Below are 24,932 nucleotides of genomic sequence, written 5' to 3' on the forward strand. Positions count from 1 at the left end.
GGCTAGTTAAAGCCCCTTTTTTAATAAATCATATATTAAATCTTATATGACTTCCTTCTTTTGCAGGAGTTACCTCTAACCTTGCATCTATTCTTTCTTTTAACTCAGACACGTGAGATATTATCCCCACTAGCCTTCCCCCTTGCTGAAGGTCAATTAAGCAGTTTATTGCATTATCTAAAGATTCTTGATCTAGGCTTCCGAAGCCTTCATCTATAAACATGGTATCAACTTTTATTCCGCCAGTATAGCTTTGGACAACATCTGCTAATCCTAACGCTAAAGCTAAGGATGCTTTAAAGCTTTCTCCCCCAGATAAAGTTTTTACATGTCTCGATTTACCTGTATAATTATCAAATACCTCTAGTTCTAAACCTGACTGTTTACTTCCCTTTACTCTGTTTTCTTTTCTTTTAAGCATAAACCTTCTACTAGTCATTTTCAGAAGTCTTATATTTGCAGCATTTATTATTTCATTAAAATAAGCTGCTAAGACATATCTTTCAAAGCTAATTTTCTCACTGTTATCACCTTTAGCTAATCTGGATAAATCACCTATAATACTGTATTCTTTTTCTCCTTTAGCTATACTAGCGGTTAATTTTACAATTTTATTTAACTGTTTTTTATTATTATCTACCCTTGAGAATATTCTACTATTTTCTTCATTTATAGCTTCTTCTTTATTTTTCAATAACTTTATTTCTTCATTGATGATTTCTATATCTATTTCTTTCGATCCCTGTGTTTCTTTTTCTATTTCTAATAATCTGTCTTTTAAGGATTTCAAGTTTTCATTATATTCTTTTATCTCTTTATCTAAAATGTCTATTTGAAGCTTAGTTCTCTTTAAATTAATATACTCATTGTAATCCATAAAGCCATGTTTCTTTAAAGAATCATTAAACTTATCTTTACTTTCTTCTAATTCCTTAATGATTTCTCTTAAATTATTCTCTTTACCTTTTAAATTTTCCTCACTTGATGCCTTTATAGAACTTAAATTACTAAAATTGTTTATTGCATCTTTATAAGCTTTTTCTAAGGTTTCAAGAGAAAGTGTATACTTTTCTATCTCAGCTCTTAGTAAATTAAGTTCTCTCTTATCTTCAGGTATCTCTAGTTCAATATTTAATAAAAGTTCTTTTTCAGATTTAACAACACCATATATTTCAGTAAAATCTTTTTCTAAACTTTCTCTTTGTTTTTCTTTTTCATTAAATTTAGTAATTATCTCTTCCTTTTGCTTCTGAACTCTATCTTTTGTAATTATAATGGTATTAAGTTCCTCTATTTCCTTCTCTAAACCCTTTTGTAAATTCCTTATTTCTGTACCTTTGAATTTTATTACATTTAACTTCTCTTCGATTTTAAGATTTTCTAAATTTTCTTTTATTATATGTGATGTATTTTCATAACTATCCATATAAGAGGTTTTTAATTCCTCTAAAGATGCTTTTATAGCTGCTATATCATTTCCCTTAGCTGTAAGTTCTTTCTCTGACTTATTAAGTATAAGCTTCTTTTCATCTACCTTCTCTGCTGTAGGTGTTTCTCTAAACTTTAATGCCTTTTTAGGATGTTCCAGAGACCCACATACAGGACAAGGTTTATTCTCTTCTAAAGCTTCCGCTAATATACCTGCCTGCCCTTTTATAAACAAATCATAAGCTTCCATATAAGCTTTGTTACATCCCTCATGATTTTTTCTTAATACATCTATTTCTATTAAAGCTTTTTTATATTCTAATTCTTTATTAAAATATTTACTGCACTTATTATGAAGCTCAAGCAATAGTTTTATATCCTTCAATATAATCTCTAGTTCTTGCTCCTTTTTTATTTTTAATATTTCTTTCCTTTGGATTTCATTAATAGTAATATCTATTTGTTCAAGTTCATATTTTAGATTTATTATTTCTGTTTTAACATTACTTCTTTTTGCTTCTATATCTTTACTTCTGCTTATTATTTCTCTTAAATTAGATTTCTTCTTCTCATAATTAATGACCTTTGGCTCAAAGCTTTTAAGATTTCCTATTATTTCTGTTACTTTTTTTCTTAAATCTTCATTTTTATTTTCTTGCTCTAAAACCTTCTTTGCCTCTTCTAATTTTCTAGAATTAATATCCAATATGTTTCTACTCTCTATTAATTCTTTTTCTCTATTAATCTTGGTTTGATTTTTTTGTATTAACTGCTCTTCAATAGGCATTAATTCTAAAGCTTTTCTTCCCAAATCAAGCTCTTTCACCTTGCATTTAATCTCGCCATCTTTTAACACTTCTTTTTCTAAGTGCTCTTTAAGTTCTATTTTATATTTTAATTTTTTATTTATATCTAAAGCTCTTGTGAGTTTGGTTTGAAGCTCTTCTGTAGTAAGCTTAATATTCTCTATATCGGCTTTAAACTTCCACATCGTTTCTTCATCTCTAGCTATTAAATTTTTAGTTAAATCTAATATCTCTTGTAAGTTTTTATCCTTAGCTTCCTTTAGTGCAAAAAGATACTCTTCCTCACCAGGGTCTATACTTCTTATGTAAACATCTCTTTCTTCTATAATTTTAGCTATTCCTTTATTTAACTCTCTTTCTTTTTCTTCTAAGTTCTTTTGAACCATTAAAAATGCTTCTGTCCCAAATATCTTTCTAAATATTTTTTCTCGCTCTAAGCTCTCTGCCTCCAATAGCCTTCTAAACTCTCCCTGAGGAAGCATTACTATTTGCTTAAATTGTTGACTTGTTATACCCAATATTTCAGCTATCTTTTCATCTACCGACTTAACCCCAGTAACTATTTTACCTTCAGGAAGCATTAACTCTGCTTCAGCACTTTTCTGAACATACCCTTCTCCTCTTGATTTCTTCTTAAACTGCTGAGGATGCCTTTTTATAGTATAGTTTTTACCTCTAAGAGAAAATGATAACTCCACATAAGTAGCTATTCCATCTTCTGCAAAATCACTCCTTAAGCTATCCTTATCTCTGCTACTTCCAGAAGCTTCTCCATATAAGGCAACACTTAAGGCATCAAATATTGTTGTTTTTCCTGCTCCCGTTGGGCCAGTTATTAGAAATATATTTTTTTCTCTAAGATTAGTAAAATCTAATACCTCTTCTTTTGCATAAGGTCCAAACGCACTCATAACGAGTTTAATTGGTCTCATCTATATTACCTCTCTTTGAACTTCTTCTATTACCTTTTTAAGAACTTCTACCCTTTCATCATCTAACTCTTTTCCTGTAAGAGTTTTATAAAATTCATTAAATAATTCTTCTTTACTTTTGCTTTTATATCCCTCTTCTGCTGAAGTTCTATTACTTTCTGTATTTACAAAGGCTTCTCTACTTAAGCCCATTATATTAGGATATACAGCTCTTAACTTAGATATTGGGTCTAATAGTTCTCCTTCGTCTGTTAATATAGCAAATACATAATCATCAGTATTTGTACCTTTATAAACTTTTGGAGATATTATTTCATCAATAGGCCCTTTAATAGTTCTTAAGTCTCTAAGAGCTTTAAGCTCCTTGATTTCAATATTAACTTCTCCTTTTGAATCTATGTTTACTATAGTTACACTTTTCTTTTGTCTTGCCTCTGAGATAGAATACTTTAATAGTGATCCAGAATATCTAATCTTATCTGATCCAACCTTTTGTGGTCTATGAAGATGACCTAACGCTACATAGTTAAACTTATTAAAAACTTCTGCTGATACTAAGTCTGTTCCACCTATAGATAGAGGTCTCTCAGAAGATGATGTAACAAGTCCAGCTCTTTCCTCTTCGCCATCTTCAGTTATTTCTTGCTCTTTATTTTTCATATTTGTTATATATCCATGAGTTATCAGTATATTTCTTTGATTTATATCTAATTGAGTTTCAATATTTTCAATTATCTTTTTAGCCCCATCTTCATGAGTTTTTATAGAACTATCTTCATAAAGTTCTCTTATGTAAGCAGGATCAGTATATGGTACTAAATAAAAATTTACAGTTCCATACTCATCTTTTAGAGGAACCTTGGTTATCTCTTTTCCTAATAATCCTTCTATATGAAGACCACTATTTTTTAAAAGCGAACTTCCAAAAGATAATCTCTCTGGACTATCATGATTTCCTGCTACGGCTAAAATAGGAACTTTTAGGTCTACTACTATTTTGCTTAAAAATTTATCTAAAAGTTCCACTCCATCAGCTGGAGGCACTGATCTATCATATAAATCTCCTGCTATTATTAAGGCATCTGGTTTCTCCTCAACTATTAATTTTATAAGTTCATTTAATATAAACTCTTGATCTTCTAGCATGCTAAACTCATTTACTATTTTACCTATATGCCAATCAGCTGTATGAATAAATTTCATAATATACCTCCATTAGACTTTCTTATTTTTATTCTAACAAACTTAAAAAAGAATTCCAATCTTACGATTAGAATTCTAAACTTCCTCATCTTCTATACAATTCAGTTAATTTCTTAATCTTATGTTCCAAATCTTCATTAAGCTGTTCTTCTCCAGCTCTCCATGTCCAGTTATTTTCAGCAATTGAGGGCCTATTCATTCTATAATTATTATCTAATCCTAAAAAATCCTGCAAAGGTGCCATAGCTAGAGCAGCAACTGAACTCCATGCCCCTCTTATAAATCCCCAGTTGTATCCCTCTTCCTCACTTAATTTTAAATACTCTTTAGCATATTCTACATCACCTTTGTTTTTTTCATCCTGAAACCATCCTAAAAAAGTATCATTATCGTGTGTTCCTGTATAAACAACACAGTTTTTAATATGATTATGAGGAACATATTGACTTTCATAATCTCTACTAAAGGCAAATTGCAGTACTTTCATGCCTGGGAATCCAGTTTCCTTAAGAAAATCTATTACTTCTTGAGTTAATAGACCTAAATCCTCAGCAATTATATTAACCTCTCCTAGTTCATCTTTAATCTTATTAAACAATTTTATTCCTGGTCCCTTTACCCACTCCCCATTAATAGCAGTTTTATCTCCATAAGGTATTGACCAAAAAGCTTCAAACCCTCTAAAGTGATCTATTCTAACTACATCGTATAGCTTTAAACTCGTCTTTATTCTATTAATCCACCAGATATAATTATTTTTATCCAAATACTCCCAATTATATAATGGATTTCCCCATAACTGCCCTGTTTCAGAAAAATAATCTGGAGGACATCCCGCGACCCTTAAAGGAACACGCTCCTCATCTAATAAAAACATCTTATGATTTGCCCAAACATCACAACTATCTCCAGCCACATAAATAGGTATATCTCCAATTATTTTAATACCATTACTATTAGCGTACTCTTTTAAGGAACTCCATTGCTTATGAAATACATATTGTAGAAATATCCAGTAGCCTATTTCATCCTCTAACTCTTTTTTATATTTATCCATAGCTTCTTTTTCTCTAAACCTAATATCTTTATCCCAATCATACCAAGCTTTTAAATCAAATTTATTCTTTAAAGACATAAATAAACCATAATCTTCTATCCAATTTTTGTTTTCTAGTTTAAATTCTTCTAAACTTTCTTTATTGTTTTTATAAGCCTTTTTTAAAATCTCCATCTTATTTTTAAATATTTTATAATAATCTACTCGCTCTTTTTCTTGTCCCAAATCTATATTTTCTATATCCTCTAGCCTAAGTAACCCATCCTTAACTAAAAGATCCAACCCTATAAAATATGGATTCCCTGCAAAAGCCGAAAAACATTGATATGGTGAATCGCCATATCCCGTAGGCCCTAAAGGCAGTACCTGCCAATATTTCTGACCAGCATTTTTAAGAAAATCTATAAACTTAAAAGCCTCTTCCCCAAAACTTCCTATACCATATTTATTAGGAAGAGATGTAATGTGCATTATTATCCCACTGCCTCTTTCCATAAAATTCTCCCCTTTTAATTTCTTAATACAACATGTATCTCTAGCGATTCGTTGATTTCATCTTGTTTTGTGAAAACTTCTCCTTTGTGTAAAGTTACTATACTTTTAACTATAGCTAATCCTAAACCTGAGCCCTCAGTTTTTAAACTTCTAGATGAATCCCCTCTATAAAATCTATCAAATATTCTATCAAGTTTATTTTTATCTAAATACTTGTATTCATTTGTTACTATGAACTCTATCTTATTATCTCTTTGTACTATTTTTATTCTAACCTTAGTTTTTTCTTTACTATACTTTATTGAATTTATAAATATATTTTGAAATACTCTACCTATCTTGTCTGGATCAATATATAAAATAATTTCTTCCTCTAAAAACTCTTTTATAAAACTTATATTTACGCTTTTGCTCTCTAATTCTAATTCTCCCAAGCATTGATCTATTATCTCAACTACGTTAACCTTACTCCTGTTAAGTTTAAAATCTTTACTTTCAAGTTTAGAATACTCAAATAAATCATCTATTAAATTTTTTAATCTATTAGCATTTTCTAAAGAAACCTTCGTATATTTTTTTATATCTTCATCATTTTTCTTATCTATTAGTTGCAGATATCCTATTAATGATGTAAGTGGAGTTCTTAAATCATGAGATATATTAGTTATTAATTCATACTTTAATCTCTCTTCCTCTTTTTCCTTATCTATCATATTCTTAAGATTTCGTGACATGTTATTTATTTTATTTGCTAAAAAATTAAGCTCATCTATTCCTCTTTCTTCAATACTATATGTTAAGTCTCCCAATGATAAAACTTCTACTCCATTTGCAATTTTTTTAATATATTTAACCTTAACATAAACTAATAGATATATTATTCCTATAATAAGTAAGATAATAGTTACAAGAATCCATATATATTCTCTAGTAGATTTTATAGCTGTTTCCCTCCATACATGTAAATAGCATGGTTCATTATCTATCCTAATATCATATATTTGTCCAAAATAATTACCTTTTAACTCTTTGAATGGATGATCTCTATCTATATATTCATAGGTCACATTAATTGATTTCATAAGTACCTTTTCATTTTTATCTACTACTGCCATATTAAAGTTATATAAATCCGCTACCTCATTTAGATAGTAAGCACAGGACTCATCATTTCTAGTAACAAATCGACTCGCTACATAGGCACTATTAGCATCATTATTTAATTCTTCAGGATTTTCTCCATTTGTGCTTTCTATAAATGCTACTGTCATAAATATTGTTATTACTACTGCTATTACATTTAGTATTAATAAACTCCTATTTAAACTTCCAAATAATATTTTCTTAATTTTATTTATCAAATTTATATCCAACTCCCCATACAAGTTTAATAAATTCAGGATTTTTAGGATTGAATTCTATTTTTTCTCTAATGTTTCTTATATGAGCAGCTATGGTATTGCTATCATTATAGTATGGTTCATCCCATATATTTTCATATATCTGCCTAGTACTTAGTACTCTGCCTCTATTTTCTATTAGTAAATCTAAAATATTAAACTCTAATGGAGTTAATCTTACAAACTCACCATTAACGAAAACTTCTCTTGAATCCTTATTTATTTCTAGGTTATCTATAATCAAATTTTTAGATTCTACTTTTCCTGAGAAATGTATATATCTTCTAAGTTGAGATTTAACTCTAGCTATAAGCTCTATTGGATTAAATGGCTTGGTCACATAATCATCTGCACCTATATTCAATCCTAATATCTTATCACAATCTTCTGATTTAGCAGAAAGTAACATTATAGGCAATTGATTCTTTTCTCTTATCTTCAAACAGGCCTTAATTCCATCTAAATTAGGCATCATTATATCTAATATGATTAGATCTACTTCATTTTTATCTAGCTTGTCTATAGCGTCTAATCCATCATCCGATAATATTACTCTATATCCTTCATTGACTAGATATATTTCTAACATTTCTCGTATATCTTTATTATCATCAACAACTAAAATACTACTACTCAATACCTTCACCCTTTTAAAAATTTATTTTATCTTTAATTATATATAACGGTCTATTTTTACTTTCTTCATATATTCTAGATATATATAACCCTATAATGCCTAGTGATATCACTTGAATTCCTATAAAAAATATTACTAACGATGCTATAATAAGCTCTTTGTTAAGTCTATTTAGTACTCCATTTATCATCATTATGTTTGAAATAATTTCTATTATAATTCCTAATACAATTATAAACTTTATTGGTTTACTTGAAAATGATATAATTCCATTTTCTGCAAGGTTAAACATCTTCCATAAAGAATATTTAGTATATCCATTCAATCTTTCATCTCTTTTAAAATCCACATATGTCTGTCTAAAACCTACCCATGATACTATACCTCTTACAAATCTACTCTTCTCTTCCATGCTATTAAATGAATCTACAACTTTTTTATCCATAAGTCTAAAATCCCCAGTGTTTTGAGGTATATCAATCTCTGAAACACGACTTAAAAACTTATAGAAAATTTTTGCTGAAGTAATCTTAAACCAAGTTTCACCGTTTCTTTCTAATCTCCTACCATAAACCACATCAAATCCTTGCTTCCATTTTTCAATCATATCTGGTATAACTTCTGGTGGATCTTGTAAATCTCCATCTATAATAATAACTGCATCACCTTTTGAATTATTTATTCCAGCCGTTATTGCTATTTGATGTCCGAAATTTCTAGAAAAATCAATTATTCTACACCTATTATCAATATTACATACAAGCTTTAGCTTTTCTAAGGTAGAATCCTTTGAACCATCATTTACAAATATTACTTCGTAGTCTATTTCGATACTATCAATAACTTTCTTTAAACGCTCATAAAACTCATACACTAGATTTTCTTCACAATACATTGGAACTACTATTGTTATTAAACTTCTCATCCTCTCCTACCTCCTCATTAAACGCTGTAAATGCTAAGATAACAAATAGCCAGCTAACTATAAACGAATATCTATCTTGAGATTCTGTTATTAAATATAGCAATCCATACCCACAGTAAATTATATAAAATATATTTATTATAGGATTATTTAAATGCTGTTTTTTATTATATAAGCCTATATAAGTTAATATATTTAAAACTAAATAGACTAATTGAATATATACTTGTCCATTTTCTTCTAAATCTAAAATTATTCCATTATTCCCAACTCTATATTGACTCCAATAAACTCCCCCAAAATCTCCTTCTCTCCATTGAAAAGTATACTTTACAATAAAAAATCCTATTAACTTAATTAGTGGCACTTTAGTATATCTTTTTTGCACAATAGCTTTTGCCGCTTCCTCTGTTTTATAATAATCACCGTTATAAGAATCAACTAATTTAGCATCCTCCTCATTCCATCTTCCAAAACTATTCATATTAGAACCTTTTAATATAGATGTCCAATTAGACTCACTCCCCTTCCACAGATCATATTCAGTTATGCCCTTATACTTCAATATATTGCTTATTATTATTAATGGAATTATAAAAGAAAGTAATATACAAACTCCAGCTACAAGTCTATCTTTAATTTGTTTCTTAAAATAAATTACTATATAGATCAAATAAGCTATAATAACAACAGATGCTACCATTCTAAATAAATTACCTAAAAATAAAACTAAACCTGATAACAATAAATATTTTTTAGATTTTTTATCTTTCATTACTAAGATAAATAAATATAAACTTAATAAATAAAATGTTATTGCAATATTTTCTGGGCAATAAGTTGCTGTATAGCTTATAGTAGCCGGATAAATAGCTGATACATATCCTACGCATATAGCTTTTTTATAACTATTGAATACTTCTTTTCCTATTAAGTAACATATAAAAACACCTATTGTTGAACTAATTACATTAATTAATTTAAGTGTAACTAATGGAATAGGAGATATATACATTATAAAAGCATAATAAAGGACAGGAATAGTTAGATGAGGAAATCTTGCATAATAGTTATCTCCTTTAAATATATAATATTCACCCTTTAGAAAAAGCTCACTTCTTTCATACATGCCTTGAAAATCTGACGTTGGAAGGCTATCGATTGAAAGTACCCATAATAATCTTAATAAAAAAGCAAAAATAATTAATCCTACTACCATAACTCTATTATTAAATCCCTTTTTAACAGAAATTAAAAATAAACTTGTTGTTATAGAAAAAACTATAAGTATTTTTAAGTTCAAGGATTCATACTTAATCCAATACACCAAAAATGATCCAGCTACTACTATAAGAGTTAAACACATTAATACCTTTAAACATTTATTTATTAAATTAGAAAATATTTTATCCATATAACCACCACCAATTTCTATGATAGCTACTATATTTCAAGAAACTATTTGAGAAATAATGAAGATTTTATGAAGGAAGTAATTTAATCATTTAAAAAAGGATATTGCAACACTTTGCAATATCCTCTAAATTTACTCACAATATATCTGAACTAAATTTATTATAACTTCCACAGCCTTTTCCATAGACTCTATAGGAACATATTCATACTTACCATGGAAGTTTTCTCCCCCAGCAAATATATTAGGTGTTGGTACTCCCATAAATGATAGTCTAGCTCCATCTGTACCACCTCTTATAGGTCTTATATCAGCTTTAACTCTAGCTCTTTCCATAGCCTTCTTAGCATGATCTACTACAAACATAACAGGCTCTATTTTTTCTTTCATGTTTCTATAACTTTCTGTTATCTCTATGTTTACTAGCTCCATTCCATATTTGCTGTTTATAGCATGCTGTTTTTCTTCTAATACCTTTAATCTTGATTTATATATCTCAAGAGAAAAGTCTCTTATTATATAAGTTAAAGTAGTTTCCTCTACTCCACCCTCTATTCCTACTAAATGATAAAATCCATCGTAACCTTCTGTTTTTTCTGGAACTTGATGTTTAGGTAGAAGATCTGCATATTCCATAGCTACAGTCATAGAATTAATCATCTTATTAAATGCATATCCTGGATGAACATTTCTTCCTTTAACCACTACCTTAGCACTTGCAGCATTAAAGTTTTCATATTCAAGTTCACCTATTCTTCCACCATCCATAGTGTAGGCATATTTAGCTCCAAATTTCTCTACATTAAAGAATTTAGTTCCTTCTCCTATTTCCTCATCTGGAGTGAATGCTATTCTTATTTCTCCATGCTTAATTTCTGGATGTTCTATCAAATATTCTATTGCTGTTATGGTTTCTGCTATTCCAGCTTTATCATCAGCACCTAAAAGAGTAGTTCCATCTGTAGTTATTAATGTTTTTCCCTCATAAAGCTTTAGCTCTGGGAAGTTTTTTGGAGATAATACTACATTTTTTTCTTTGTTTAATATTATATCTCCGCCTTTGTAATCAACTATTTGAGGATTTACGTTTTTACCTGTCATATCTGGAGATGTATCCATATGCGCAATAAATCCTATTACTGGTACTTTTTTATCTATATTGCTTTCTAAAGTAGCATACACATAACCATGTTCACACATTTCTACATTTTTAAGACCTAAAGTTTTTAATTCCTCAACTAAAATTTTAGCTAAGTCAAACTCACCTTCAAAACTTGGAGTTGTGCCTGTACTTTCATCAGCTGTTGTATTAATTTTTACATATTCTAAAAATCTATCTTGAACCTTTTTCATAATTTATACTCCTTTTTAACCTATTATAAACAATTCCTCTTCTGTAACTTCTTTCTTTATAAGCTTTAACGCTAGGTATATATAAACCATAGAAACCGCTAAAAATATAAGGCTAAACATAGGTACTCTTACATTTGCAGATACAAATATAGTATCTATTATTACTGGCAATGTAATAGAATATAAGGATATTCTATATAGTCCTTTAAACTTAATTTTCACCTTAACAATATAACTAACTACAGTTCCAACTAATGCTATAATTAATGCCCATAGTAGGTTTCCTATAAACCCACCTATTGTATAAATAAGCAATACAAAAATCCATACTATACTAGCAGCATTTAATATATTGATTATATCTCTAGGATATATATTAGTTGTTATATCTGAAAATTTCTGAACAGTTTGTTGCCCATTATTGTTAATTATAACTCTATCTTTAAAAATCAAAACTGAATTTATATATTTTTCTAGATTAAGATCAGATAGATTTTTTTGTCCAAAAGAATCATATGTATAGCTAGTATCAACCAATACCAATACACCTTCTTCTTTTATAAGTATAGGATTTTCCCCAACGGTTAATTCTCCATTTTCTAATTTAAAAGTGTCTTCATTTTCAGTTAGATAATTTTTAGTTTCATTTATGGCTTTTTGAATATTTCTAGATACATTAAATCCTTTAATGCCACCAAGTATTATAGACAATAACAAAATATATATTATAGCCTTACTTGTTCTTTCTTTCAAAAAGACCAAATAACTTTTTATATCTATAATACTTTTTATAAACTTCTCTGCTACATTCATTTTCTTCATAAAAAGTTTCCCCCTTAAATTTCCATATCATTTCTATTATACTATACTTTAAATCAATCTTCTATATTAATTACCACTCCTTTAAATGCTATAAAAACATATACAAATCCAATGATCAAATAAATATAATTTGTAAATAATAAAGATATATTTAAAAACCTTAAAATAGCTCCTAAAATTATACCTGTTGTAATAGAGTATAAACTCATTTTATAAATATTTCTATATTTTAGCGGCCATCTTAATAAAGCATTAATAATTACCCCAGCTAAAGATATTATAAACGCTGAAAATAAATTTAAAACTATCATCAAAACTGGGGTTACAAATTCAATTAAATAAGCTCCCATTTTTAACTTAGGTAAAAGTTCTCTTGTTTTTTCTTTATCTAAATTAATCCACTTAAAAAAATCATAGGTTGCTTGGTCTATATTAATATTACTTTTTTTATAAAAAAGCTTATCTTTCAAAATTAAAATACATTTATCATATTCATCCAGTTTACTTTCTGTTGTTTCTCCTGAAGTATCTATGATTATAGTAGGTTTTTTAGCCTTTTTTATTATTATTGGTTCCTTTTCTTTTACATCTAAAATCCCATTGTATAATGTAAACTCAGGAAAACCATTTCCCACCTCATCTTCTATAAGATTAATAAAATCCAAATAATCTCTAGCTGGTGTCGTAAAGCTAATAAGTCCAGTGATAACAGTTATAGATATCATGTATATAAAAGCTCTTACAAGACTTTCCTTTATTAAATTATAATATTCTCCTGGCTTAAAAATACTTATAAAAAACGCTTTAACAAAATTTATTTTTTTCATATTTTCACCTAATCTAAATTCTTTTTTTATATTATTACCATTTTGCCCAATATTAAAATTAATAACTATATTTCCTATAAAATGATTATTAATAGAATTTTTGGTAATACTTTTTAAAGAATTCTTTATTAGGAGGTTCTGCTTATGCGTAAAAAATCATCACTTAAGACTTTAATAAAGGATAATAAAGGTTTTATATTTATATATCTAACCTTAGTTACCTTGGCTACCTCCCTTATAGTAGCTTCAGTTATTTCATATAACTACTTAATTAGTGCCTTTAGATCTCAATTTAATAATGGTCAATATAGTTCTGCTAATAATATAATCATTAATCAGCAAAAATATAATCCAGTTAAAACTCTATTAATAAATAGAGATTTACAGAAATTTTTAAGGCAGTTTTTTGATGATGTAGTATCATCCTATGACAATAAGGAACTCGGTGAAAATGAAGCTTTATTTTTAGTTAAAGAGGTAGAAAGTTACGGTTTTTTTAATGAAGATATACAATCATTTAAAACCTCTTTACCAACTATTAAAGAGTCCGAAGATAATTTAAAAAATGGAATCGCTAGCTTAAATAATGAGAAATACAAGGAAGCTATTGATAGTTTCTCTAAAGTATCTCTTTTTGATTCCAACTATAAATCAGCATTAGAATATAAAAAAGAAGCTTTTAATAATTATAAAGTATCAATAATAGATAAAAGTAAAAAATTAGCTGAAGATAAATATTATACTAAGGCCATTGACTTAATCAATAACAACTTAGGTGAATACATATCTCAGGATAAAGAAATAGAGGATCTACTAGCATCTTATGAAAGCGATAAAAAGAGTTATCTTGCTTCAACGGGTAAAAATTCTTCTACTGTGGCTGCATCAGCATCTTTACCTGTAATAAGTTCAAGTAATATCAATACCTTAAATCTAAGTAGTTCAACATCAATGCTTATATATGTTAATAAAAACACTCAAAAAACTTATGTTTATAAGGGATCTAAAAATTCTTGGAAGTTAGACAAAACCTTTTCTTCCTCTACTGGTATATCTGGAAAAGATACTCCTTCTGGTATATTTGAAGTTTTAGAAAAGGGTGAATGGTTTTTCTCAGAAAAATATGAACAAGGTGGTAAGTATTGGGTGCAGTTTAAAGGAGATTACTTATTCCACTCACTACCATTTGCTGAAGATAAAAAAACTATATTAGATACAACTTTAGGCAAACCATCTTCCCATGGCTGTATAAGGCTTGATGTCGCTAATGCTAAATGGCTATATGAAAATGCTAAAAAGGGAACTAAGGTAATAATAAACTAAGAAGGTGGCTCAATATATTGAGCCGCTTTTTTAGTTTATTTTTATATTAGCCTTTTAAAATATCTTTTTTTTAATATCTTTAGAAATTTCTGTACACTTGTACAACTGTACACTTATTTTTTTGTACAATCGTACATTCGTACAAGTGTATAATCGTACACCTGTACATCTGTACAATTGTACATTCATAATATAAATTATCTTAGGTAAATGCTTAACTAATACTTGTTTAAAACAATTAAGTACTCTTCTACAAATTTTTATATCATTTACTTAGTTACTTTAGCATAAACCCTCTAGCTTATGGTAACAAATATATAGATAAGTTTTAATGATAGGAGTTGATTATATGAAAACCATAGGTGATAATCCAATTTGGACCAGTGTAAATCCAATAAGTTATCATTATCCTAGTTTAAATGAAAATATTGATTGTGATGTTGTTATTGTTGGTGGAGGAATATCTGGAGCTTTATGTTGTTATTACTTTGCTAAGGCAGGTATAAAAACTGTTTTACTTGAATCAAATATTCTTGGTTATAGCAGTAGTTCTTGTTCTACCTCTATCCTTCAATATGAAATTGATTCAAATATTTCAGGTTTAAGTAGTAAGCTCGGAAAAGAAAAAGCTTTTGAGGCTTTTTCTGAAACCCTTCAAGCTTTTAATGATTTAAAGGATATAATAAATGAATTAAATATTGATTGTGACTTTAAAGCTGTTCCCTCTTTACTTTATACTAATAAACCTGCACATTCACAGGCATTACGAAATGAATATAATCTTAGAAAATCTGCTGGATTTGATGTTCAATATATAGACTTCAATAATTCTAGAGATTATTTTCCATTCCCAATTTATTCAGGAATACTTTCTCACGAAGGTTCTGGAATCGTTGATCCTTACAAATTAATAAATGCTTTAATAAGAAATGCTTTTGATAATGGAGCTAGAGTTTTTGAACATACACCTGTAGATAATATAAAAGCTCTTTATACAGGTGTTTTAGTAAATACCCCTAAAGCCAAAATAAATGCAAAAAAAGTTATTATTGCTACTGGTTACGAGGCTATAGAAGATTATCATATACCTAATCAAAAATTAACTAGAAGTTTTACTATTAGTACAACAAAATTTCTAAATGAAAATGAGGAAGTTTGGTATAAAAACTCTATAGTTAGAGATATGAGTGATCCTTATACATACCTTAGACCAACTGTAGATGGTAGGATATTAATAGGCGGAGAGGACATAGATAATTTAGAATATAATGATGAATTAAATTCTAAAAAATATCTAATACTAGAAAAGAGATTAAGAGATTTGCTCTGTTCTCCTAAAGATTTTAAGATTGAATTCCAATTTAATGGTGTATTTGATGATACAAATGATAGTCTTCCTATAATAGGAGAAAATCAAGACTTTCCAAATCACTATTTTTGCTTAGGCTACGGTTCTAATGGAATTTTATATTCAACCTTTGGAGCAAAGATGCTATTAGATCTCTATCTTAATCAGAATGCCTCCCACTTGGACTTATTTGAATTTAGTAGAAATACTATCTAGAGCTATTGCACTAAGAAATTAGTGCAACAGCTCCTTTTTTTATTTAATGTTTTTGTAGTAAAATTAATTGAGGTGATTTATATGGTTATTTTTTATCCTAAAGATGTTCAATATGTTATAGATACATTAACTAAAAATAATTATGAAGCTTTTTTAGTTGGAGGATGTGTTAGAGATATTCTTTTAGATACAAAACCTAAGGACTATGATATAACAACTAATGCTCTACCTGAGCAGGTCATGTCATTATTTTCTAAAACAATACCTACTGGTTTAAAACACGGAACAGTAACTGTTTTAATTAATGATACTCCATACGAAGTTACAACCTATAGAATTGATGGTGATTATAAAGATAATCGAAGACCAGAAGATGTGCAGTTTGTTTCTTCACTTAAAGATGATCTATCTAGAAGAGACTTCACGATAAATGCTTTAGCTTATAACAATAAAGATGGTCTACAGGACTTTTTTAATGGCACAGAGGACTTATCCTCAAAACTTATTAAAGCTGTAGGTGATGCTGATAAGCGCTTTAATGAAGATGCTTTAAGAATGCTTAGAGCTATACGTTTTTCCTGTCAGCTTAACTTTAATATAGAATTAAGAACACTAAAAGCTATAGAAAAAAATAGTTCTCTTATTTTAAATATAAGTTCTGAAAGAATACGAGATGAACTTTGTAAAATCCTAACTTCCCCTAATCCTGCTAAGGGATTTAGACTTTTAAACTCTACAGGAATACTTAAATATATACTTCCTGAGCTTCAAAAGGCTGTTGGTTTTGACCAAAAAACGCCTTATCATGATAAAGATATATTTGAGCACACGCTTTCTGTTGTGGAAAAAGTTCCTAATAATTTAACCTTAAGGTTAGCTGCCCTTTTTCATGATATAGCTAAACCACAATGCTTTTTTATAGGAGAAGATGGTATAGGACATTTTTATGAACATCAAAAGGTAGGAAAAGATTTATCTAAAAATATACTAAAAGGCCTATCCTTTGATAATGATACTATAGATAAGGTTTCTACCCTTGTTAGAGAACATATGAGTATACTTTTTAAACCCAAATCCGCGGCTATTAAAAGGTTAATTAATCGAGTAGGAAAAGATCTTATATTTGATTTATATGATTTGCAAAAAGCAGACATTTTATCTTCTGCACCTCCGTTTATAGCATTGGAAGCTTTGGAGTCTACTAAAGAAAGAACAAAAGAAATTTTAGAAGCAGACGAACCTTTAGATAAATCTTCTTTAAATATAAATGGAAACATATTAATGAAATCTTTAAATATAAAACCTGGAAAAATAATTGGAGAAATAATTGATTATCTTATGAATAAAGTTATAGATGAGCCTAACTTAAACAATGAAGCTGATTTATTAGTTTTAGCTAGGGATTATATAAATGATAAAACAAACCCTTAGGAATATTTAAAATCCTAAGGGTTTACCTTTTATATCTTAACTTCTTTATCTATATTAAATAAATATAGATATCTTTCTTTAACTTTTTTACCTGTTATTTTTTCTAAAGCTTCTTCATAGTAGTCTAACTGTAATCTATACCTATCTATTATTTCCTCTACACCTTTTTCTCCTACATAATCTGTTTTATAGTCTAGAAGAACTATTCCATCCTCTTCTTCAAAGTAGGCATCTATTACTCCCTGAAGTCTTACCCTCTCAGTTTCATATTCTCTAGGAAGAGTTTTATCAAAATTTAAGGCACTTATTTCTGTATAGAAAGCTAATTCCCTATTTACCTCTCTACCTTCTTCAAAAGCGTTCTTCATTCTCTGCCCTAAATTACTATTCATAAAGTTTAGGATTTTCTTTATGTTTATTACTTTACTTTCATCTTCTCTTAGTAAGTCTCTTGCTATTAATTCTTCTATTTGTTCTTTTATATCACTGTATGAATTACTTTTTCCTAACTCTAACTTCTGCATAAAGAAGTGGACTATGGTTCCTCTTTCAGCTGGTGATAACCCTCTCTCTTCTTGCAAAAATACTGGTTTTACTACTTTCTCAACCTTAAATACATCATAAGTAGCTTCTTCTTGTAAATCCTCATAAGCTCTTTTCTTTAAATCAGATACTGATATATTTGAAGGAAGTAAAGACGACTCTCTATACTTATACTTGAAGCCTAGTCTTCTTTCTATCTCTTTATTTATAGACTTATATTCCTTATTTATAAACAATTCTTTTTCTTCGTTTTTATCCACAGCAATAAAATTTTCTTCCACAGGCATTTGAGATTTTCTCCACAAGTTTATATTCCAGTGAGAATTATCAAGGCTTAAGTTTTCCACAAAGCTATTTTCGCCTCTCAATATCCCCCCATCTTTATGTCTACATAAAGCTAAGGCTATCCAGTCTAAAAAGCTTCTTTTCTTCAGTACTTCTGATGGAGATATTTTATTATCCCCTAATGCTGTTGACCTTCTCCACTTATCTACACTTCTATCAAAATTAGTTGTAGCTCCTGTTATTATAAGCTTTTCCTTAGCTCTAGTTAAGGCTACATAAAGTATTCTCATTTCCTCTGATAAGGCTTCTACTAAAAATTTTTTCTTTATAGCATTTTTAGCTATAGATGGATAGGATACTCTTCTTTCTACATCTATAACCTGAGGGCCAAATCCTAAATCCTCATGGAAAAGAACCTCTTTATTTAAATCCATAAGATTAAATTGTTTTCCACAACCACTTAAAAATACTACAGGAAACTCAAGACCCTTACTTTTATGAATACTCATTATTCTTACTACATCTTCATTTTCACCAAGAATTTTAGCACTTCCCATATCGCCAGAGGAGCTTCTAAGTCTATGAATAAAGTTTATAAAATTAAACAATCCCTTAAAGCTGGTTCTTTCAAATTGCCTAGCTCTTTGGAATAATATTCTTAGGTTAGCTTGCCTTTGTATTCCATTGCTCATAGCTCCTACATATCCATAATAAGAGGTATCCATATATAAATACCATATGAACTCATCTATAGGAGTATATATAGCCTTTTCTCTCCAACGTTTTATACTCTCTATAAAATAGGTGCATTTTTCCTTTAAGCTTTCATTTACTTCTTTTTCCCCTAAAGCTATTTTTTCTATGGTTTCATAGTAGTAGTCTTCTTCACCTATAATTCTTAAATCCGCAAGTTCTTCTGCTGTAAAAGAAAATATAGGACTTCTTAATGTGGATATTATAGGTACATCTTGAAGTGGATTGTCTATAACTTGAAGTACAGAAAGTATGGTTCTTATTTCTATGGTTTCAAAATATCCACTTCCAGTATCAGCATAGATTGGTATACACATAGCTCCAAGTTCCTCTAAGAAGGTGTCAGCCCAGTTTTTAGTTGCTCTTAAAAGAATTACTATATCCTTAAATCTTATTTTTCTATATTCTCCAGTACCTTTATCTAAAACCTTATATATGCTTCCATCCTTAGGATTCATAAGATTATTAATTCTGTTTCCCACGATTCTTGCCTCTATTTGAACTGCGGTTAAATCCTCTTCTTCCTCAGTATCTATCTCTATTTCTTCTGTAACTTCATATTCTTCTTTTTCTTCTTCTCCACTTTTATCTATTATATGAAGCTCAATGTCTCCAGCAACATGTACCCCTTCTTCTTCAGGATATCCATAGCTAGCTCCTAAGTTTAAGGCTTCTTTCTCATCATATTCAAGCTCTCCCACAGTAGTTGACATAAGCTGAGTGAATATAAAGTTAACTCCATTTATAACTTCTTCTCTGCTTCTGAAATTTTTATAGAGCATTATTTTTCTATTTTTATCTGTATCCTCAGTTCCATAGCTATTATATTTCTCTAAGAAAAGCTCTGGTTTTGCTTGCCTAAACCTATATATACTTTGCTTTACATCTCCAACCATAAACACATTAGGATTTTCTAATTCCTTTCTTGAAACAAGGTTTATTATGGTTTCTTGTACATTGTTAGAGTCCTGATATTCATCTACAAGCACTTCATTAAACTTCTCTCTTAAAGCACTTGCAACTGAAGAAGGTTTTATTTCTCCATTGTCCTCATCTATAAGAATCTTTAAACATAAATGTTCTAAGTCATTAAAGTCTAAAACTCCTCTTTCTCTTTTTTTAGCTTCATATCTATTCTTAAAGTCTATTACTAAGTTAGAAAGAGACTTCATAAGAGGATATAGAAGTTTTAACCCTTCAAGTATTTCTTCTGGAGCTACATTAAAGGCCCCATCTCCCATTTTGGCTATAGATTTTTTCACTTCATCTCTTATCTTTTTTACTCTTTCTTGAGTGTCTGGATCTTCAACATTTTTAGCCAGAACTCTTTTAAGAGTTGAAAATTTTACTCCACTTACCTTTAAATATATTTCTTTTAAGGAACCTTCCTCTAAACTCACTCTTATATTATTAAGAATATTAATATCATCATTGAGATTTTCCCCATAAGGTTCTAGTCCTCCGCTGTTTTCAGCTAGATCTAAAGCTATATAGAGATTTTTTATAAGACTGTTTAGTTCAAGAAGTACTGATTCCTTTAATACCTTTATCCAAGGAGTATTTTCTAACTCCTCTTCATTATCTATATTAAAATCTTCTGATTTCTCTTTAAGCCAGTTTTCTGGCCAAGGACCACTCATTGAAAACTCATAGAGATTTAAAACTAATTCTTGTAGTTTTTTATCATCTTTTCCACTTCCATAGGCATCTAAAAGAAGTATAAATTCTTTATTCTCCTGGTCATACTTTTCTTCAAAAAGCTCTGTTAAAGTTTCAAGCTTCATTAAAGTTCCTTCAGTATCATCACTTATTCTAAAGGCCGGGTCTAAATCTATATGATGAAAGTTGTTTTTTATCGTATCTAAACAAAAAGAGTGCATGGTAGTTATATTTGCTTTACTTAATAAGGTTAGTTGCCTTTGAAGGTTTTTAGAGTTAGGTTCCTTCTCTAACTCTTTAGATATGGCATCAGCTATTCTTTCTCTCATTTCTCCAGCTGCTGCTGAGGTAAAAGTAACAACTAATAGTTTATCAATATCAACTGGATTTTCTTTATCCGTTATTATCTTTATTATTCTTTCAACCAAAACAGCTGTTTTACCTGAACCAGCCGCTGCTGCTACTAAAAGGTTACAGTCTCTAGTATTAATAGCTTGAAGCTGTTCCTCTGTCCATTTAGTTGCCATTACTTTTCCCCTCCTTCTTCATTCTTTTTTATATCTTCCTGCATTTCTTGCCATACTTCTTCTTTTTTCTTTAACTTAATTAGCTTATATTTATTATCCTTTAAACTAGTATCAAATTGACATACTGATGAGTAATCGCAAAAATCACAATAAGCAAAATTGCTCTCTTTTGCAGGATTTATCTTTATGTTACCTTTAAGCATATCTGAACATATTTCTTTTATCTTATAGTTGACATACTTCCTTAATGTTTCAAACTGTTCTTCAGTAGCAACTGAGCTTGTGTAAGAAACATCTCCGTCCTTTTTTATTCCTGCTGGTATAACTACGGAATAAAGTCCTGGATCATTATCCATAGCTTTTATTATCTTAGGATCTTTAAGTACTAATCCATCCATCTTAAAAGAGGATAGGACCTTCTTTTGTATCTCTTCTTCAGTTATCCTCTTTTCAGCTGCTATAAGTGGATCATCTATCCTAAAATATAATATAGCTCCTGGAAGAGTGCTTTTATTTAAGAAATACTTAGAATTCTTTATTAAAGCGTCTAAATATACTAAAAGCTGAATTTGGAGACCATGATAAAGCTTTGTTAAGTCAAATTTCTTACTACCTGACTTATAATCAATAACCCTAATATAGCTTTCTCCATCTATATCAGCTACATCAACTCTATCAACTCTTCCTACTAGAGATACTTCTTCCCCATCATCAAGTTTAATTTTTATAGGCTCTGCGTCCTTAAAACTTGAGAACTCAAACTCATTTTTATAGATTTCAAAAGTACTTCTTTTCATGTGTTCAGATACTGCTGATACAGATTTAGATAATATTCTTTTAAATCTATCTGTGAAATATTTATATCTTTTTGAACTATTTAATATAAACCCTTGATTTTCATCTAGTTTTTTATCTACAAGCATAGAAATTATATTGCTACACTTATCCTTATCTAGTTCACTCCAGTTTAGCTTCTTATCTCTTACGTAAGTAGTAAAACCATCTAATATCTCGTGCATAAAGGAACCCAAATCTGGCGCTGAAAACTCATATATCTTTCTATCTTTTGCTTTTAATCCATATTGGACGTAATAAGAAAATGGGCACTGAGCATATTTTTCAAGCCTAGAAACTGAAAATAAAAGTTTCCCATTTTGGGAGGAGTATATCTTCCTAGCTTTATCTTTAGGTAAATCTTCATCTTGATTTGTATAATTTAATGCTCTTTCAAGATTTTTAGCTTTTTGCTTCCAACTATCCTCTTTCTTGTACCAGCTATAAACCTCTCCCCAATATTCTTCTACAACCTCTTCATCATAGTCTTTTCTTACTGCTCCTATAAGTTCATTAAAGGTTGGAATAGGCGCAACTATCTTATCAAAATCCTGAGTCTTTTTATTTATATCACTATCCTCAATTAACTTAGAAAATAATTTTTTTATTCTAGGTATTATTATTGAAGGTCTTAGGGACTTTCCTTCAAAATCTGCCATAGGATAGGTTATTATTAATCTTTCACTTGATATTGTTAGAGCTGTATAAACTAATAGTTGCTCTTCAAATGCTTTTGCTTTTGAATCAGATGCTAAAGTTACCCCTTTATTTTTTAATAGCTCTCTATCTCTATCAGACAATATTCCTTCATCTTTAGTAGTAGCTGGAATAATCCCATCGTTAACTCCTATTAAAAATAAAATCCTTACCTCTTTACTTCTGACCCTTGTTATGTCACCTACTGTTACCTCATCTAAAGATAGTGGGATAAGTCCTAATTCATATTTCTCAAAACCTCCAGTTAATACTTTCGAGAATTTCTTTATATCCATTTTCTCATTTCCCATTACATCTACAGCTTGATCTAAAACTTCCATTACTATAGAAAGAATTTGAGAATATTCTTTTTCTTTATCTTGAATTCCCTCTTCATTAAACTTGTCTATCCAACTTGATACCCTGCTTACTGCGTTTATCTCAGTTAAGAAGTCATAAATAGCTTCACATATTTCTCTTACTTTCTTTTCTCCCTTAGTTTTATTATAAAAGCTTATAAGTGGCCTTTTTACCTCATCTTTAATCTCATTTATAAGCATTTTCATATTCTCATCTTGCTCATTCTCATTGGCGAATCCTAAGGGATAATAATCCCAGTCCTCTTCTGACAGCCAATGTTTTTTATTTACACCATAAGCAAGGACATAATTTTCTATTATATCTATATACTTGGCTTCAAGCCCTGTAAGCCCTGTTTTTAGATACTTAAATAAGCTCTCATAATTCCAGTTTTTATTATAAACTTCAAACAGAGATGTAACTAAAACCACAAAAGGATTATTTAATATATCTCTTTTTTTATCAATGTAATAAGGAATTTCGTATTCGTTAAATACAACTGAGGTTATTTTTTCATAGTCATCAATATTTCTACAAACTATGGATATATCTTTATACCTATATCCTTTATCTCTAACATATTGTTTAATATTTTTAGCAATAGTTTGAATCTCCTCATAACTATTAGAAGCCTTATATATACTTAAGCCTTCTATTTTGTTTTTAAACTCGTTAAATGGATATGAGTAAAAGTATCTTTCAAGATGGGCTAGCTCCTTAGAACCTCTTAGCTTGTATGGGGTTCCATCATTAACATTTATAACTCCATCAAAAGGAATTCTATTCTCCTCCATAATCTTAAGAATTCTCTTTTCTGTACTTTTAGTTACATTAAATAAATCTGTAGATTCAACCTCTTCTTTAGGATTCCACTCATCCCCCACTAAAGTTATATTTACTCTCTTAGCTTTTTTAGAAATAGTTTTTATTATGTCTAACTGCTGAGGAGTAAATGTTGTAAATTCATCTATCCAAATTTCTGTTTTATCATATAGCTTACAGTCTTCTAACTTAGTAGATAACATAGTAAGTTCATCATCTGTATCAATATAATTTTCATGTAAAACTTCGTTAAAACGTAAATATATCTTTTCTAAATCTATTAGTTTATATTTTAATTCTAAATTTTCATCGCTTAAATCCTTTGATATTTCCTCCAATATTTCCGGGGTAATATTATACTTTTTAAATTCAGTTATGGTCTTATCTATAATATCTATAAATCCATTTTGCTTAGATGCTTTATTAAATATCTTAAGTTCTTTTTCTATTTCTTGAAGAACCTTATATATTATCATAGCTTTTCCTGAATCCTGCATCTTTCTAATAGTTAACCCACCACATTCTGAAAAAACTCTTTGAGCCATCCTTTTAAAGCTTAATACTTCTGTTTTAAGTAAAGCTCTCTCTCCAACTTGATTTAGTAATGCATTTTCTGCTCTAAATGTAAATTGTTCAGGAACTATTAGTATAAACTTTCCTTCTTTATTTTCATCTATTCTCTTTTTTATAGCTTGAAGACAAAAATGAGTCTTTCCAGCTCCAGCTCTACCATATACAAACCTAATGCCCATAGAAAATTTCTCCTTAAATTTGTCATTATATATTATTATAAAGTAAAAAAAGACTCCTAACAAAGATTATTACCTTTTTAGGAA

The 24,932-nt window shown here is 29.1% G+C and carries 15 protein-coding genes; 3 read left to right on the forward strand and 12 right to left on the reverse strand.

The window, feature by feature from the left end:
- Positions 1 to 28 precede the first annotated feature (28 nt).
- From BUA92_RS17630 to BUA92_RS17675, 10 genes are all read right to left on the reverse strand, one after another.
- Positions 29 to 3,166, reverse strand: a complete 3,138-nt coding sequence (locus BUA92_RS17630) for an AAA family ATPase (protein ID WP_073021778.1) — start codon at positions 3,164 to 3,166, stop codon at positions 29 to 31.
- Positions 3,167 to 4,369, reverse strand: a complete 1,203-nt coding sequence (locus tag BUA92_RS17635) for an exonuclease SbcCD subunit D (RefSeq protein WP_073021780.1) — start codon at positions 4,367 to 4,369, stop codon at positions 3,167 to 3,169. It abuts the gene before it with no gap.
- Positions 4,370 to 4,454: 85 nt separating this feature from the next.
- Positions 4,455 to 5,921: a 4-alpha-glucanotransferase gene (gene malQ, locus BUA92_RS17640; protein ID WP_073021782.1), complete on the reverse strand. Its 1,467-nt coding sequence runs from the start codon at positions 5,919 to 5,921 to the stop codon at positions 4,455 to 4,457.
- 14 nt (positions 5,922 to 5,935) lie between these two features.
- Complete coding sequence (locus BUA92_RS17645) at positions 5,936 to 7,282, reverse strand: sensor histidine kinase (protein ID WP_073021785.1); 1,347 nt, start codon at positions 7,280 to 7,282, stop codon at positions 5,936 to 5,938.
- Positions 7,272 to 7,958, reverse strand: a complete 687-nt coding sequence (locus tag BUA92_RS17650; protein ID WP_073021787.1) for a response regulator transcription factor — start codon at positions 7,956 to 7,958, stop codon at positions 7,272 to 7,274. Before BUA92_RS17650 ends, BUA92_RS17645 begins: the two co-directional genes overlap by 11 nt.
- Positions 7,959 to 7,971: 13 nt before the next feature.
- Entirely contained in the window at positions 7,972 to 8,883 is a 912-nt protein-coding gene (locus BUA92_RS17655; RefSeq protein ID WP_073021789.1) for a glycosyltransferase family 2 protein, read from the reverse strand.
- Positions 8,843 to 10,297 carry a glycosyltransferase family 39 protein gene (locus BUA92_RS17660; RefSeq protein ID WP_083553578.1) on the reverse strand — a complete coding sequence of 485 codons (1,455 nt, stop codon included), beginning with the start codon at positions 10,295 to 10,297 and terminating at the stop codon, positions 8,843 to 8,845. The genes BUA92_RS17655 and BUA92_RS17660 overlap by 41 nt, the downstream gene beginning before the upstream one ends.
- Positions 10,298 to 10,429: 132 nt before the next feature.
- A complete protein-coding gene (pepT, locus tag BUA92_RS17665) occupies positions 10,430 to 11,650 on the reverse strand; it encodes a peptidase T (RefSeq protein WP_073021792.1) in 1,221 nt (406 codons plus the stop codon).
- Between the two features lie 15 nt (positions 11,651 to 11,665).
- Positions 11,666 to 12,472, reverse strand: a complete 807-nt coding sequence (locus BUA92_RS17670) for a DUF1189 domain-containing protein (RefSeq protein ID WP_073021795.1) — start codon at positions 12,470 to 12,472, stop codon at positions 11,666 to 11,668.
- Positions 12,473 to 12,525: 53 nt separating this feature from the next.
- Positions 12,526 to 13,299, reverse strand: a complete 774-nt coding sequence (locus BUA92_RS17675) for a DUF1189 domain-containing protein (protein WP_073021797.1) — start codon at positions 13,297 to 13,299, stop codon at positions 12,526 to 12,528.
- A gap of 144 nt (positions 13,300 to 13,443) precedes the next feature.
- On the opposite strand from BUA92_RS17675, the gene BUA92_RS17680 reads away from it, so the two are divergent.
- The 3 genes from BUA92_RS17680 (at position 13,444) to BUA92_RS17690 (ending at position 17,617) form a co-directional block, all read left to right on the forward strand.
- Positions 13,444 to 14,622 (forward strand): L,D-transpeptidase, encoded by a 1,179-nt coding sequence (locus tag BUA92_RS17680; protein ID WP_073021799.1) that lies wholly within the window; start codon positions 13,444 to 13,446, stop codon positions 14,620 to 14,622.
- A gap of 349 nt (positions 14,623 to 14,971) precedes the next feature.
- Positions 14,972 to 16,186, forward strand: coding sequence for an NAD(P)/FAD-dependent oxidoreductase (locus tag BUA92_RS17685; RefSeq protein WP_073021801.1), 1,215 nt, complete (start codon positions 14,972 to 14,974; stop codon positions 16,184 to 16,186).
- Positions 16,187 to 16,267: 81 nt separating this feature from the next.
- Positions 16,268 to 17,617 (forward strand): CCA tRNA nucleotidyltransferase, encoded by a 1,350-nt coding sequence (locus BUA92_RS17690; protein WP_073021803.1) that lies wholly within the window; start codon positions 16,268 to 16,270, stop codon positions 17,615 to 17,617.
- A gap of 29 nt (positions 17,618 to 17,646) precedes the next feature.
- Here BUA92_RS17690 and addA read toward each other — a convergent pair whose 3' ends face one another.
- Complete coding sequence (addA, locus tag BUA92_RS17695) at positions 17,647 to 21,384, reverse strand: helicase-exonuclease AddAB subunit AddA (protein ID WP_073021805.1); 3,738 nt, start codon at positions 21,382 to 21,384, stop codon at positions 17,647 to 17,649.
- Positions 21,384 to 24,848, reverse strand: coding sequence for a helicase-exonuclease AddAB subunit AddB (gene addB / locus BUA92_RS17700; RefSeq protein WP_073021807.1), 3,465 nt, complete (start codon positions 24,846 to 24,848; stop codon positions 21,384 to 21,386). The genes addA and addB overlap by 1 nt, the downstream gene beginning before the upstream one ends.
- Positions 24,849 to 24,932: the final 84 nt, after the last annotated feature.

Origin of the sequence: Clostridium intestinale DSM 6191 (genome assembly GCF_900130055.1) — a bacterium.
GTDB lineage: Bacteria > Bacillota > Clostridia > Clostridiales > Clostridiaceae > Clostridium_T > Clostridium_T intestinale.